General features: G+C 73.6%; 10 protein-coding genes. 5 read left to right on the top strand and 5 right to left on the bottom strand.

Features of this window, described 5'->3' with window-relative positions:
* Positions 1–12: 12 nt before the first annotated feature.
* From lnt to ACIO3P_RS25255, 3 genes are all read right to left on the bottom strand, one after another.
* Positions 13–1,620: an apolipoprotein N-acyltransferase gene (lnt, locus tag ACIO3P_RS25265; protein ID WP_329825723.1), complete on the bottom strand. Its 1,608-nt coding sequence runs from the start codon at positions 1,618–1,620 to the stop codon at positions 13–15.
* A 192-nt stretch (positions 1,621–1,812) separates the two neighbouring features.
* On the bottom strand, positions 1,813–2,379 hold the full coding sequence (locus ACIO3P_RS25260) for a hypothetical protein (protein WP_329825722.1): 567 nt from the start codon (positions 2,377–2,379) through the stop codon (positions 1,813–1,815).
* A gap of 73 nt (positions 2,380–2,452) precedes the next feature.
* On the bottom strand, positions 2,453–3,298 hold the full coding sequence (locus tag ACIO3P_RS25255; RefSeq protein WP_401852418.1) for a glutamate racemase: 846 nt from the start codon (positions 3,296–3,298) through the stop codon (positions 2,453–2,455).
* A gap of 19 nt (positions 3,299–3,317) precedes the next feature.
* On the opposite strand from ACIO3P_RS25255, the gene ACIO3P_RS25250 reads away from it, so the two are divergent.
* Positions 3,318–4,571: a glycosyltransferase gene (locus ACIO3P_RS25250; RefSeq protein ID WP_329825719.1), complete on the top strand. Its 1,254-nt coding sequence runs from the start codon at positions 3,318–3,320 to the stop codon at positions 4,569–4,571.
* On the opposite strand, the gene ACIO3P_RS25245 is transcribed toward ACIO3P_RS25250, so the two are convergent.
* Complete coding sequence (locus ACIO3P_RS25245; RefSeq protein ID WP_401790312.1) at positions 4,572–5,981, bottom strand: TerD family protein; 1,410 nt, start codon at positions 5,979–5,981, stop codon at positions 4,572–4,574.
* A gap of 276 nt (positions 5,982–6,257) precedes the next feature.
* Here ACIO3P_RS25245 and ACIO3P_RS25240 point away from each other — a divergent pair, with 276 nt between their 5' ends.
* The 4 genes from ACIO3P_RS25240 to ACIO3P_RS25225 all read left to right on the top strand — a co-directional run bounded on the left by ACIO3P_RS25240 (position 6,258) and on the right by ACIO3P_RS25225 (position 11,237).
* On the top strand, positions 6,258–6,755 hold the full coding sequence (locus ACIO3P_RS25240; RefSeq protein WP_401790310.1) for a DUF6643 family protein: 498 nt from the start codon (positions 6,258–6,260) through the stop codon (positions 6,753–6,755).
* A gap of 123 nt (positions 6,756–6,878) precedes the next feature.
* Positions 6,879–7,727, top strand: a complete 849-nt coding sequence (locus ACIO3P_RS25235; protein WP_329825715.1) for an MOSC domain-containing protein — start codon at positions 6,879–6,881, stop codon at positions 7,725–7,727.
* A gap of 237 nt (positions 7,728–7,964) precedes the next feature.
* Positions 7,965–8,564: a hypothetical protein gene (locus tag ACIO3P_RS25230; protein WP_329825860.1), complete on the top strand. Its 600-nt coding sequence runs from the start codon at positions 7,965–7,967 to the stop codon at positions 8,562–8,564.
* Between the two features lie 258 nt (positions 8,565–8,822).
* Positions 8,823–11,237 (top strand): right-handed parallel beta-helix repeat-containing protein, encoded by a 2,415-nt coding sequence (locus ACIO3P_RS25225; protein ID WP_401852415.1) that lies wholly within the window; start codon positions 8,823–8,825, stop codon positions 11,235–11,237.
* Here ACIO3P_RS25225 and ACIO3P_RS25220 read toward each other — a convergent pair.
* On the bottom strand, positions 11,207–13,669 hold the full coding sequence (locus ACIO3P_RS25220; RefSeq protein ID WP_401852412.1) for a hypothetical protein: 2,463 nt from the start codon (positions 13,667–13,669) through the stop codon (positions 11,207–11,209). The two genes, ACIO3P_RS25225 and ACIO3P_RS25220, sit on opposite strands and share 31 nt — an antisense overlap.
* Positions 13,670–13,843 lie beyond the last annotated feature (174 nt).

The raw sequence follows: 13,843 nt of genomic DNA, 5'->3' as shown, positions 1-13,843 counted from the left end.
CCCTAACCGGGGTCAGGCCGCCGTACGGGCGCGCCGGGCGCGTACCGCACCGACCGCCACCCAGCCGAGGCCGGCGACCGCGACGGCCACCAGCAGCGCCTCGGGGAGCGTGCCGAGCCGGGTCGCGGGCGTCAGCGAGGAACGCAGCGGGACCTTCGCGACGAGCGCGTCCGGGGTGAACATCCCGGTCCGCCGGGTGATCGTGCCGTCCGGCTGGATGACGGCGCTGACCCCGCTGGTGACCGGGACGACGACGGTCCTGCTGTGCTCGACGGCCCGCACCCGGCTCATCGCGAGCTGCTGGTACGTCATCTCGCTGCGGTCGAAGGTCGCGTTGTTGCTGGGTACGGAGATGAGCTGGGCGCCGTGTGTGACCACGTCCCGTACGGTCCAGTCGAACGCCGCCTCGTAGCAGGTGGCGAGGCCGACCTCGGTGCCCGCGAGGTCGAAGACACCGGTCCTGGTACCGCGCCCGAAGTCCCTGCGGACCATCTCCGCGTAGCCGGGGGTGATCCGGTTCAGCACGGAGCGCAGCGGAAGGTACTCGCCGAACGGCTGGATCTGCCGTTTGTCGTACGTGGCGGTCGGGCCGCGCTCGGGGTCCCAGAGGATCTGCCGGTTGTACAGCGGACCGGAGTCGGGCGTGACGACGGCGCCGACGGAGATCGGCACGCCGATCGCCTTGGCCGCCCGGTCGATCACGTCGTACGCGTCGGCGTTGCGGTACGGGTCGATGTCGGAGGAGTTCTCCGGCCACAGCACGAAGTCGGGCTTCGGCTCCTTGCCCGCCTTCACATCGGCGGCCAGCTCCAGGGTCCTGCGCACGTGGTTGTCGAGGACGGCCCGGCGCTGGGCGTTGAATTCGAGACCGGCGCGCGGCACGTTGCCCTGGATCGCGGCGACGGTCGCCGTGCCGTCCTCGGCCGTGTCGCTGACGAGCGGCAGCGCGGCGAGCGCCGCGACGACCGGTACGAGGACGGTGGCCGCAGCGGCGGCGACCGCTGCGCGCGGCACCGTGCGGGTCCTGCGGTACACGAGGGCCTGGCGGACGGCCTCGTACAGCCCGAAGCCGCAGAGCACGACGCCGAAGCCGAGCACGGGGGTGCCGCCGACCGCGGCGAGCGGCAGGAAGACGCCGTCCGCCTGGCCGAAGGCGATCTTGCCCCAGGGGAAGCCGCCGAACGGCACCCGGGCACGGACCGCCTCGCCGAGGATCCAGACCGCCGCGGCCCAGACCGGCCACAGCGGCAGTCGGCTGACGGCGGCGATCCCGAGCCCGGTGAACGCGATGAAGACGGCCTCGACCACCGCGAGGCCGAGCCAGGGGCCCGGTCCCACCTCGGCGCCGGTCCAGTACAGCAGCGGCAGCAGGAAGCCGAGCCCCGCGAGAGCGCCCAGGCCGAGGCCCGCGCGCGGCCGGCGCCCGTACAGGCTCCAGGCGAGCAGGGCGAAGGCGGGCAGGGCCAGCCACCACAGGGTGCGGGGCGGGAAGCTCGCGTAGAGCAGCAGACCGGACGCGGCCGCTCCGGCCGGTCGGGCGAACCGTCGGGCCAGGGACCGCCCGGGACCGGTCGGGGCGGCGGGCTGCGGGGGTTCGACGGTGGTCATGGTGGCGCTCACCCGGCGGAGTCTACGGTGGCGCCCCGGGTGCCGGGGGTGAGACCTGCGCACTTCCGCCATCGCGGGCGTGCGGGACGGAAACCGGTCTCTCACTCACCGGGTTCGGCCGGCCACGGTCCGTACCGGGGCGCTCGCCCTGCTCCACTCCAGTGACTCCGACAACGGCGGCGTACCGGGTGCGGGCCTCCGTGCTCAGGCGCCGGCCGTGCCGGTCCCGGTCGCGGGCAGCAGGCCCAGCCGGTGGCGGATGATCCGTACCGCCGACTCGGCGTCGTCCACGGTGACCGTGAACGTTCTGCCGTCGCCCAGCTTGAGGACCAGGGCCTCGCCCCGGCGTACCACCACCGCCGTGCCCATCTCGGGGCGCCAGCGGTAGCCCCAGCCGCCCCACTGGCGCGGGGTGACCCGGGGCGCGAAGTCGGCGTCCACCACCTGGGCGAACTCGATACGGCGGCGCGGCAGCCCTATATGGCCGCAGCGCACTTCCAAACACTCCTCGTCGACGCTGACCGCCACGTGGACGAAGGCCAGCGTGCCGAAGAGGATCAGGAGGCCGGCCGCCACACAGCCGACGACGGACATCAGCAGGGCCACCGGCCCGCTGTGCCAGTTCGACTCGACGGCCAGCTCGACACCGAGCGCGATACACGCCGCGCCCGCGGCTGCCAGCAGCCACTGCACACGATTGGTGGCGCGCCCGCTCCAGGTCTCCGGAGGGGGAGGGGCCACCTGGCCCTCGGGCCCGGGATGGTCCTTCATGCCATGCAGCGTACTCAGATTCCGCGCGTCGGGGAGTCCCTGTGGACAGCGGCCGGCGGATACGCCGAACGGGTTACTCGGCCCGTACGAGGCCCGCGAGGGCCCGTCCCTCCGCGTACGCCAGCGCGGACGGCGGCAGCGCGGACTCGCGCCCGCCCAGCAGGACCGTGAGCCGCCCTGCGGCGCCCGAGGGCGCCGCGTCGGAGCGCCCGGCTCCGGCGGGGGCCCCGACGATACGGCGCAGCGCCTGCGCGGCGACCGCGTCGGCCGAGCCGTACAGCGCGGGCTCGGGCAGACCGGCCCTGCGGACCGCGGCGAGGATGCGCCCGGCGACCAGTTCGTAGTGGGTGCAGCCGAGGACGAGGGCCCGTATGTCCCGGGGGGTCAGTGCGGCGGCTGCGGCCACCGCGCGGTCGATCGCCGCCTCGTCGGCGTGCTGCACGGCGTCCGCGAGCCCCGGGCACGGCACTTCGGTGACCTCGGCGGTGGAGGCGAAGTCGCGGATCAGGGCGCGCTGGTACGGGCTGCCGGTGGTGGCCGGGGTGGCCCAGATCGCGACGGGGCCGCCGTCGGCCGCCGCGGGCTTGATCGCCGGGACGGTGCCGATGACGGGCAGCCCCGGTTCCAGTTCGGCGCGGAGCGTGTGCAGCGCGTGGACCGAGGCCGTGTTGCAGGCGATGATCAGGGCGTCGGGGCGGTGTTCGGCCGCGGCGCGCGCGACGGCGAGGGCCCGCTCGGTGACGTCCTCGGGGGTACGGGGTCCCCAGGGCATCGAGTCGGGGTCCGAGGAGAGGACGAGATCGGCGTCGGGGCACAGCCGCCGTACCGCGTCCGCCGCCGCGAGAAGGCCAATGCCGGAGTCCATGAGCGCGATCTTCACCCGGTCACCATAGTCGACGGCCCTTGCGGTCCTCCCCATGTGGTGCAGACTGCGGCGAATGAGCGCCGTTGTCTGGATCGCCGTGGGTTCGCTGGCCGCGTGGGGCTGGCTGTTGCTGGGTCAGGGGTTCTTCTGGCGTACGGATCAACGGCTGCCCGAGCACGAGGAGTACCGGGAGAATTCCAAGGGCCGGGAGGGGGACGACGGCCGGTGCTGGCCGTCGGTCGCCCTGGTCGTACCGGCCAGGGACGAGGCGGCCGTACTGCCCGAGTCCCTGCCGTCCCTGCTGGCCCAGGTGTATCCCGGCAAGGCGGAGATCTTCCTGATCGACGACGGCAGCCAGGACGGGACCGGCTCTCTGGCGCGTGACCTCTCCGCGCGCCACGGCGGGCTGCCGCTGACGGTGTCGTCGCCCGGGGAGCCCGAGCCCGGCTGGACCGGCAAACTGTGGGCGCTGCGGCACGGCATCGCGCTGGCCCGCGCCCGGGACCCGGAGTATCTGCTGCTGACGGACGCGGACATCGCCCATGAGCCGGACAGTCTGCGGGAGCTGGTGGCCTCCGCGCGGTCGCAGGATCTCGACCTCGTCTCGCAGATGGCGCGGCTGCGGGTGACCAGCGGCTGGGAGAAGCTCGTCGTCCCCGCGTTCGTCTACTTCTTCGCGCAGCTCTATCCGTTCCGCCGGATCAACCGTCCCGGCGCGCGGACCTCGGCGGCGGCGGGCGGCTGTGTCCTGCTGCGTACGGAGACCGCCGTACGCGCCCGGGTGCCGGAGTCGATCCGCCAGGCCGTGATCGACGACGTGTCCCTGGCCCGCGCGGTGCGGCGGGGCGGCGGCCGGATCTGGCTGGGGCTGGCGGAGCGGGTGGACAGTGTGCGGCCGTACCCGCGGCTGGCCGATCTGTGGCGGATGGTCTCGCGCAGCGCGTACGCCCAGCTCCGGCACAATCCGCTGCTGCTCCTGGGCACGGTGGCGGGGATGGTGGTGGTCTATCTGGCGCCGCCCGTGGCGCTGTTCGTGGGGGCGTTCGGCGGGAACGGGGCCGCGGGGTGGCTGGGGTTCGCGGCGTGGGCGGTGATGACGGGGACGTATGTGCCGATACTGCGCTACTACCGGCTGTCCCTGTGGCTGGCCCCGCTGCTGCCGTTCACCGCGCTGCTCTACCTGCTGATGACGGTCGACTCCGCGGTGCAGCACTACCGGGGGCGCGGGGCGGCCTGGAAGGGGCGGACGTACAGCCGCCCCCGGACCGCCCCCGCCTCCGGACCGCCCCCGGCCCCTGACGGACCGGCAGGTCCGCCACCGGCGTAGTCACTTCCTCCCGGGTGTCCAGTTCATGCCCCAGCCATAGGCGTAATCGATGGTGCGCTGCGGGCTGACGCCGCGTTCCGGTACGAGAAAGCGCGCCTCGCGCTGGACGACGAGGTCGGAACCGGTATTGGTGATCAGCGCGAGTGAGCAGACCGTCGAGGCCACCGTGCATTCGCCGAGCGAGAAGTCGATCGCGGCGCCGTGCTGGGGCTGGAGGGTGACCGTCGCGTCGAGATCGGCGAAACTGCGGGCGCCTTCGTAGATGGTGACGAAGATGACGACGCGGCGCAGCCGGTCCTTGTGGTCGAGGTTGATGGTGAGGTTCTCGCCGCTGGAGACGGCGCCGGTGCGGTCGTCGCCGTCGAGATGGATGTACGGCGGCTGGTTGAGCGCCCCGAAGGCATTTCCGAGCGCCTGGACGACGCCTTTGCGGCCGTCGGTCAGTTCGTAGAGGGCGCACAGGTCGAGATCGAGATCCGCGTGCATGGCGACGGCCCGGCCGAGTTTGGCGCCCCAGCCCTTGAACTGTTTACGCACCTGCCAGTTGAGGTTCACCCGCATCGCACCCGAGGTTCCGCCCTGCTTGGCGAGGGAGACGGAGGGCGCCTCTTTCGTCAGCGTCACCTTGCTGAGGCGTACGGGCGTCGCGGGCGTCGCCTGCGGGGCGGGCGCCGGGGCCGGGGCCGGGGGCGGCGGCGTGACGGGAACGGGAGGGACGGAGACGGACGGCATGGTCGGGGCGGCGGGCGCGGGGGCCGGTGAGGGGCGGCTGGGCCGCGTGGGGGCCGCGGGAGGCGCGGCCCGCACCGGGCGCGCGGGCGGGGCGGCGGGCGCGGCCCGGGGCGGCGTGGGGGCGGGAGTGGGAGTGGGGGCCGGGTCGTCGACCGAGATGCCGAAGTCCGTTGCCAGACCGGCGAGTCCGCTGTCGTAGCCCTGTCCGACGGCCCGGAACTTCCACTGCCCCTGGCGCCGGTACAGCTCGCCGAGGACGAACGCCGTCTCGACGGTCGCGTCCGTGGAGTCGTACCGCGCGATCTCGGCGCCGGTGGCCGCGTCCAGCAGCCGTACCCGCAGTCCCGGTACCCGGCCGAAGGTGCCGCCGTCGGCGGAGGCCGCGAGGACGATCCGCTCGACGGCGGGTTCGACCCGGGCGAGATCGACCCCGAGGGTGTCGGTGACCTCCGCGCCGCCGGGCTTCTTGCCCTCGTGCCGTACGGTCCCCGACGCGTGCCGCGGCTGGTTGTAGAAGACGAAGTCCGCGTCCGAGCGGACCTTTCCGGACACGAGCAGAAGCGCCGAAGCGTCGACGTCCGGCACCCCCGGTCCTGAACGCCATCCCAATTCGACGCGAACGGCGGACGCCGTCACCGGAAGATTGGCTCCTTTAAGCATGGACATGCTCGCCCCCATCGCGCGTCGCTGAGTCCGAGGATTCGGTCCCGTCAAACCTAATCGAGCCGTCGCCGCGGTGAACCCGCTCACAGCGCGGACACCGCAGACAGCGTGAACACCGCGGGACCCACTGGTAACCCCCCGCGAACTTGCCTTTTACACGATCTCAACGCCTCAGGACGACCGATTTTCCCAAGTTCGCTCGCATTGGGGATGCGAAGCAGCACAGAGCTCCCCAAAGAACCCCCTTTCCCGACTCCCCAACCGACGCGTCCTGGGCTTAACTTATGTTCCATGACCTCCCCCCGCGCCACCTACGGCGGCGGTTACTACACCGCCCCGGCGTTCCCGGACACCCCTATCTACGACTCCCTGGTCGCGGAGCGGGGCACGCCTCAGATCGCGCCGATCCGAGTGCCCGCCGCCTACGACTCCGGCAACAGTTATCTGCCGGCCCTGCCCGCCGCGCTGCCCGCCCTCCCGGCGGGTCCCTCGCAGTCCGCCCCGTCCTACGGAGGCGGCTACCCGCAGCAGCAGCCCATGCAGCAGATGCCGCAGCCGATGCCGCTCCAGCAGGCGCCGGCTCCGTACATCCCGCAGCAGGCCGCGGCGCCCCGCGGCTACCAGGCGGCCCCGCCCCAGCAGTACGGGCAGCCCCAGCCGCAGCGCCCGATGCCCGGTACGGGGTACGAGGCGATGCGTCCGGCGGCGGCCCGCCCGGCGCCCGCCCCGCCGCAGCAGCAGCAGTACGAGGACCCGTACAACCGGCCCTACCAGAGCCGGGGTTACTGAGACAGCCTCTTCCGGGTCGGAGGCATCGGCAGGAGGCGGGGAAGGAACAACCGGCGGCGTCCGGCCGCCGGCGGGGCCGGGGACAGGATCCGTCGTACGGGCGGCGGCTGGCAGGATGGCTTCATGCCGAAGCCGCTCCACGCCGCCCTGCACGCCCTCGGGGTCCATCCGGTCAAGTCGATGGCCGGCTGTACGCCCGGCAGCGCCGTGGTGGAGCCCTGGGGGCTCGCCGGGGACCGTCGCTGGGCCCTGGTCGACCGTACGGGGAAGGTGGTCACGCAGCGCCAGCGTCCGGGGCTGGCGCTCGTCCGCGCGGAGCCGCTGCCGGGCGGCGGGATCCGGCTGAGCGGGCCCGGTCCCGGCCCGGTGGACATCGAGGTTCCCGAGCCGCACGGCGCGGTCCTCGTCGTGGCGGACATCTTCGGGACGAAGGTCGAGTCGGTGCCGGCCGGTCCGGCCTCGTGGGAGGTGGACCGCCGGCTGAGCGCGTACCTCGGGGAGGAGGTCCGGCTCGTCCATCTCGACGACCCGGCCACGCGCCGCCCGGTCGACCCGCTCTTCGCCCGCCCCGGCGAGACGGTCTCCTTCGCCGACGGCTTCCCGCTGCTCGTCACCACCACGGCGTCGCTCGACGCCCTCAACACCCTGATCGCGCACGGCGACCACCCGGACGAGGGGCCGCTGCCGATGGACCGGTTCCGGCCTAATCTCGTCGTGTCGGGCACGGACGCCTGGGCCGAGGACGGCTGGCGGCGCCTCGCCGTCGGCGAGGTCACCTTCCGGATCGCCAAGCCCTGCGGTCGCTGTGTCATCACCACCACCGACCAGCGCACGGCGGAGCGCGGCCGGGAGCCGCTGCGGACACTCGGGCGCCACCGCCGCATCGACGGAAAGCTCGTCTTCGGGCAGAACCTGGTCCCCGAGTCGACCGGCACGGTCCGGGTGGGCGATCCGGTGACGGTGCTGGAGTGACCCGAGGGACCCTCCGTACGGCCGAAAAGTCCCCTCCGTGCCGCGACGCCCCGCGCTCGCGGGAACACGGCGTACCGGCCCGTCCGTTGAGCGGGCGGGCGCATGTCGGTGCATAGGGCACCGAAGTGAGCTTGCTCTCTCTTCCCGCCGACGACGCGTGGAAAGCGCCGCCCCTGCCAAGACGGACAGAGAAGGACGGGGAAGGACACGGAAAGGGGGTGCGCACTTGTGCGCACCATGGTGGGACTCTGGCGCTGGCGGCGCAACCCCCTGCGCCGGGGCACCGATCTGGCCGAGGCATGGGTCGCGCTGACGGCGGTGCTGCTCTTCGCGCTGGCGGCGCCGGCCATCGGCTGGCTCGGCGGCGACCGGGTCGACGCGGCGCTGCGGGAGACCGTACGGGTCCAGCACGAACAGCGGCACAGAACCACCGCCGCGGTCGTCTCCCCGGCGCCGGAGCGGCCGTTCCTGGCGTACGACGCGGAGGCGGTCACGGAGCAGAACACGGGCACCCGGGTGGTCGCGAACTGGCGCGCGCCCGACGGCACGGCACGCACGGGCACGGTCCCCACCTCGCTGCGCACCCCGCACGCGGGCGACACCTTCGCCATCTGGGCCGACGAGCGGGGCAGGCACGTACGGGCCCCGATGAACGCCGAGGCGGGGCGCGCCCACGCCGTGCTGGCCGGCTTCGGCTTCGCCGTCCTGGCCGCCGGGCTGGTCGAGGGGGTCAGGCGGCTGATCGTATGGCGGCTCGTACAACGGCGGTACCAGCGGCTCGACCGCGCGTGGGCCGCGGCCGGTCCCGACTGGGGCCGTACCGGGGCGGGGAGTTAGGACCTCCCGTTAGGACCTCCCGTTCCCCCTGGCACGGCCCTGGCACAGGTCCGGGGCCGGTGGCGCGACCGGGAAGTTGTCCGCCATGTCCGGGGCACGGCGGAAAGCGGCCTTCCGGACCCGCTGTTCGCGTCAACCCGGCGCCGCCACGCGCGCTACGGTGGTGCCGCCCGGTACGCCGCACTGACCGGGGGCCGGGGCCGGCACCCGGGACGGCACGACACGGGCACACGCACGAGGTGGGGACAGAACAACGCCATGGCACAGGGCACGGTCCAGGTGACCAACACCGGAACATCGCGTTGGCGGCGGCGCACGGGCGAGTACGCCTCCCTCGCCGCCGCCCTTGAGGCGGCCGGTGACGGCGACATCCTCACCATTGCCCCCGGGACCTACCGGGAGAATCTGGTCGTCACGCGGGCGGTCACGCTGCGCGGTGCCGAGGGCTCGCTCGGCTCCGTACGGATCGCTCCCGTCGACGGCGTCCCGCTGATCGTGCGCGCCTCGGCCACCGTCCAGGACCTCCACGTGGAGGGCCAGGACGCCACGGCGCCCGCGCTGCTCGTGGAGGACGGCACCCCGGATCTGACGGATCTGCGGATCGTGACCCGCTCGGCGGCCGGGCTGGAGGTGCGCGGCGCGGCCCGCCCGACCGTGCGGCGGTGCACGGTCGACAATCCGGCCGGGGTCGGCATAGCCGTGCTCGACGGGGCCGGCGGGGTGTTCGAGGAGTGCGAGATCGTCGCGGCCGGCCAGGCGGGCATCTCGGTGCACGGCGGCGCCCACCCCCGGCTGGAGCGGTGCCGGATCCACCACGCCTCCGGTTCCGGTCTGGCCGTCACCGGCGAGGGCAGCGGTCTGGAGGCGATCGGCTGCGAGGTGTACGAGATCAAGGGCACCGGTGTGCAGATCGCGTCCCGCGCGGCGGTCCACCTCACCGACTCCTCCGTGCACCGCACCTCGGCGGACGGGATAACCCTGGACACCGACGCCGTCCTCACGCTCTCCGACTGCGACATCCACGACATCCCGGAGAACGCGGTCGACCTGCGCTCCCGTTCGGTGCTGACGCTGACCCGCTCCACCGTGCGCCGCTTCGGCCGCAACGGCCTCTCCGTGTGGGACCCGGGCACCCGGGTCGACGCCAACCAGTGCGAGATCCACGACAGCACCGGCGACTACCCGGCGGTCTGGGTCAGCGACGGCGCGACCGTCGTGCTCGACTCCTGCCGGCTCCACGACGTGCCCGACGCGCTCTTCGTCCTCGACCGGGGCTCGCGCGCCGACGTCGTCGACAGCGACATCTCCCAGGTGCGCAACACGGCCGTGTCGGTGAGCGACGGGGCGACCGCCCAGCTCGACGACTGCCGGATCAGGGAGGCATCCACGGGCGCCTGGTTCCGCGACCACGGCAGCGGCGGCACCCTCAGCTCCTGCACCATCGACGCCGTCCAGACCGGGGTCATCGTCACCAAGGGCGCCGACCCGACCATCGAGCGCTGTACGGTCACCTCGCCGGCCGAGGCGGGCTTCTACGTGTCCGCCGAGGGCCGCGGCACCTTCCACAACTGCCGGGTGACGGGCAGCGGCGGTTACGGCTTCCACGTCATGGACGGCTGCCGTACGACGCTCACCCGCTGCCGTACGGAGCGCTGCGCGCGCGGCGGCTACGACTTCGCGGAGGACGGGCCGACCGCCGAGGACTGCACCAGCGACGAGAGCGGTGTGCTGGCCGCGCCGTCGCCGTCCGCGGAGGCCACGGCGAAGCTGACGGCCACCCAGTCCCCCGGGCTGCTCGGGCCGGTCCTGGCGCCGCCCGCACCCGCCACTCCGCCCGGTGTCACCGCCACCACCGAGCCCGTACGCGGCTCGGAGGAGGTCCTCGGGGAGCTGGACTCGCTGGTCGGCCTGGACAGCGTCAAGCGCGAGGTACGGGCGCTCACCGACATGATCGAGGTCGGCCGGCGCCGCAAGGAGGCGGGCCTCAAGGCGGCGTCGGTCCGCCGTCATCTCGTCTTCACCGGCTCCCCCGGCACCGGCAAGACCACCGTGGCACGGCTGTACGGCGAGATCCTGCACTCCCTCGGGGTGCTGGAGCGCGGCCACCTCGTCGAGGTCTCCCGGGTGGACCTGGTCGGCGAGCACATCGGGTCGACGGCGATCCGTACGCAGGAGGCGTTCGACCGGGCGCGCGGCGGTGTGCTGTTCATCGACGAGGCGTACGCGCTCTCCCCCGAGGACTCCGGGCGTGACTTCGGCAAGGAGGCCATCGACACCCTCGTGAAGCTGATGGAGGACCACCGGGAGGCGGTCGTGGTGATCGTCGCCGGGTACACCGCGGAGATGGAGCGGTTCCTCACCGTCAACCCCGGTGTGGCGTCCCGTTTCTCACGGACCATCACCTTCAGCGACTACGTCCCCGAGGAGCTGCTGCGGATCGTCCAGCAGCAGTCCGAGGACCAGGAGTACCGGCTGGGCGAGGGGGCGGCCGAGGCCCTGCTCACGTACTTCACGGAGCTGCCGAAGGGACCCGCCTTCGGCAACGGCCGTACCGCGCGCCAGACGTTCGAGTCGATGGTGGAGCGGCACGCGGGCCGGGTCGCCCAGCTCCCCGAGACCAGCACGGACGACCTGACCCTGCTCTACGCCGACGACCTGCCCGAGCTGCCCTGACCCCCACCGTCGGCCGGTGGCCCCACGAGCCGGGCCCGGGTCCCGTCGGTGCGCTGCGGCGGGAGCAGCGGCGGCAACCGGTCGAGGAGTTCGGCGCGCTCCTCGGCGAAGACGGGGTCGGCCTGGTACTCGGAGTGGCCGAGGATCGGCTCGGGCAGCGGATGCAGCACCGTACGGCCGTAGGCGAGCGGGTCCTTCAGCGGGCCCCGGTCGACCTGGGACCCGTCGCCGTCGGCGGGCACCAGCACCGGGCCGCCGATCGGGTCGGTGGCGCGCCACAGATTGCGCCAGCAGTGCAACTCCGCGCTCAGGTCGCTGAGTTGCTGGGCTCCGAAGTACGCGGGGAACCAGCGGCCGTAGAGCCGCTCCAGCGGGGAGCCGTACGTCAGCAGCGCGACCCGGTGGCGGGTGGCGGGCGCGAGCTGCCAGATGGCGGCGGCGGCGAGCACACTGCCCTGCGAGTGGCCGGAGAGGACCAGCCGGCCGCCGGTGCGCTCGGTCCAGGACGCGATGCGCCAGGTGAGGTCGGGGACGGCGCGCTCGGCGTAGCAGGGCGGCGCGAACGGGTGGGCGGCGCGCGGCCAGAACGTACCGACGTCCCAGAGGATGCCGATGGTGCGGCGGGCCGAGGGGTCGCGGTAGGCCCGTCGGCCCCAGGTGACCAGCAGTATGAAGCCGAGGCCCACGAACCAGGAGCCCAGCGCCTGCGCGGTCTGCGCCGCGGACTCCAGGAACGACGAGGTGCCCAGCATCGCCTTGCCCGGCACCTGGCCGCTGATCCAGGATCCGGCGACCGCGCCGGCGCCGAGGAACAGGGCGGCGCCGGCGACCAGTCCGACGAGCCGGGGTACGAAGTCGGTGAGTTCGGCCCGCGCGCGGGCGCCCGCGACATGACGGGTGCGCGGGGAGTCGGGGGCGTCCTCCCCGTACTCCTTCTCCACCGCCGGTGTCAGGGCCCGCGTCGTGCGTACGGTACGGACGCACAGGACGGCGACGGGGATCACCAGCAGCACCAGCAGGACCGGGATGACCGACGCCTGCCAGCTCAGCAGCGCCGGAGGGCCGGCGATCGCGCCGCCGCCCATGCCGGGCGTGGCGTCACCGTCCAGCCAGTCGGCGACGCGCTGGGCGACGCCACCGGTCATCACACCGGCGAGGGCGCAGGCGAGCATCGCGACGGCGGGCCCGGCGAGTCCGCGCAGCGCGGTACGCGGCTGGGCGGCGCGGCGGTACAGCACATGGGCGGTGACGGCGAGGGCGACGATCAGGGCGACCTGGGCGAGCGAGAGCACCCGGAAGGAGAGATTGCCGGGGAGCGCGCCGGAGGAGACCCAGCCGGGTCTGGACCAGCCCGCGTACACCACGGCCAGGGCGAGCACGACGAGGGAGCCGGTGGGCAGTCCGCCGGTCACCATCCGGTCGAGGGAGCCGTCGCGGCGGCGCTCGCTGCGGCCCCGGCTGCACACGACGTACAGCACCGCGCCGAGGCCGGCGACGAGCGCCATCTGGAGCAGCGGACCGAGCGGTTCGAGCGGCTGGACGCCGGTGCGCCGGTCGTGGTCGGCGCCCGCCGCGACGAGGGCGGCGGCGACGGTGAGGAACCCGGCGGCGGTGTGCGCGGCGCGCAGCCGGGCGACGAGGCGGCGGCCGTACCAGAAGCCGGGCCTGCCGAGCGCGGGGCGCACCTTCACCCGCCCGTCGTCGTCGGTGGCGGCATCGGGGACGTCCGCGGTACGGGCGGCCTCCGCGGCGTCGGCGGCTGCCGCGTCCCGGGCGGACGGTTCGGGGGCGGCGGTGCCGTGGACGGGCGGGCGCTGTGCCTCGTACGCGCTCCAGGTCCGGTTGGAGAGGTACCACAACAGCGTGACCAGTGCGGTGGGTACGACGGCGGCGAGGGCGAGGCGCCGGCCCGGCTGCGACCACCAGCCGTGGGCCTCGGGCGAGAGGAAGCCGAGCCAGGAGCGCTGTTCGACACAGGCCGCCGAGCCGGCACACTGCCACGCCGTCAGATCGAGGGCGACCTCGCAGGCGGCGGCGGTGAGCAGCACGGTGAGGGTGAGGGCGACCAGGCGCACCAGCAGGCCGTACAGCCGCTGGGACCTGCCGAGCCCCTTGGTGGCCGGGCGCATCCAGTGGGCGAGGTTGACCACCATGAAGGGCAGGAGCAGCAGCCACAGGGCGCGGGAGCCGTTGCCCGAGGTGAGGTTGGACCAGCAGTACGCCTCGGGGATCGGCCGGTCCCGGTAGTCCGCCGGGTGCCGTTCGGCGTCGGCGTCGTCGGCCCGCCGGTACACCGCGGCGGTCTTGTCGCCGGTGACCCTGACCGTGCGCGGGTCGTCGAGCATCTCCTGCGGGGTGGCCCCGCCGACGCCGTGGACCAGCAGTTCGAGTGCGGCTCCGCCACCGTGCGGCTCCGCTGTTGGTGAGGACACTTCGATGCTCTCTCTCGCGTGGGCGGACGGGGAACGGTGCGGGGAACCCGTGCGGGATCCAGAGTCCCGGATTGTGGCAGTTCGACGCCGTCCCGTCACCGAATCTCCCCGGCTCCCTCGTCCTGCGGCCACCGGGGCGGCCGTCCGGCCCCCGTGGGAGGATGGGTTCCACAA

This window comes from Streptomyces sp. NPDC087310 (genome assembly GCF_044744405.1).
Classification (GTDB): Bacteria; Actinomycetota; Actinomycetes; order Streptomycetales; family Streptomycetaceae; genus Streptomyces.
Note: the sequence above shows the minus strand (reverse complement) of the source record. Positions and strands in the feature narration are given on the sequence as shown.

Excerpts from the sequence above, each read along its gene's own strand:
- ACIO3P_RS25260 (WP_329825722.1), bottom strand. The coding sequence starts at position 2,379 with ATGAAGGACCATCCCGGGCCCGAGGGCCAGGTGGCCCCTCCCCCTCCG.
- ACIO3P_RS25255 (WP_401852418.1), bottom strand. The coding sequence starts at position 3,298 with ATGGGGAGGACCGCAAGGGCCGTCGACTATGGTGACCGGGTGAAGATC.
- ACIO3P_RS25250 (WP_329825719.1), top strand. The coding sequence starts at position 3,318 with ATGAGCGCCGTTGTCTGGATCGCCGTGGGTTCGCTGGCCGCGTGGGGC.
- ACIO3P_RS25245 (WP_401790312.1), bottom strand. The coding sequence starts at position 5,981 with ATGGGGGCGAGCATGTCCATGCTTAAAGGAGCCAATCTTCCGGTGACG.
- ACIO3P_RS25240 (WP_401790310.1), top strand. The coding sequence starts at position 6,258 with ATGACCTCCCCCCGCGCCACCTACGGCGGCGGTTACTACACCGCCCCG.
- ACIO3P_RS25235 (WP_329825715.1), top strand. The coding sequence starts at position 6,879 with ATGCCGAAGCCGCTCCACGCCGCCCTGCACGCCCTCGGGGTCCATCCG.
- ACIO3P_RS25230 (WP_329825860.1), top strand. The coding sequence starts at position 7,965 with ATGGTGGGACTCTGGCGCTGGCGGCGCAACCCCCTGCGCCGGGGCACC.
- ACIO3P_RS25225 (WP_401852415.1), top strand. The coding sequence starts at position 8,823 with ATGGCACAGGGCACGGTCCAGGTGACCAACACCGGAACATCGCGTTGG.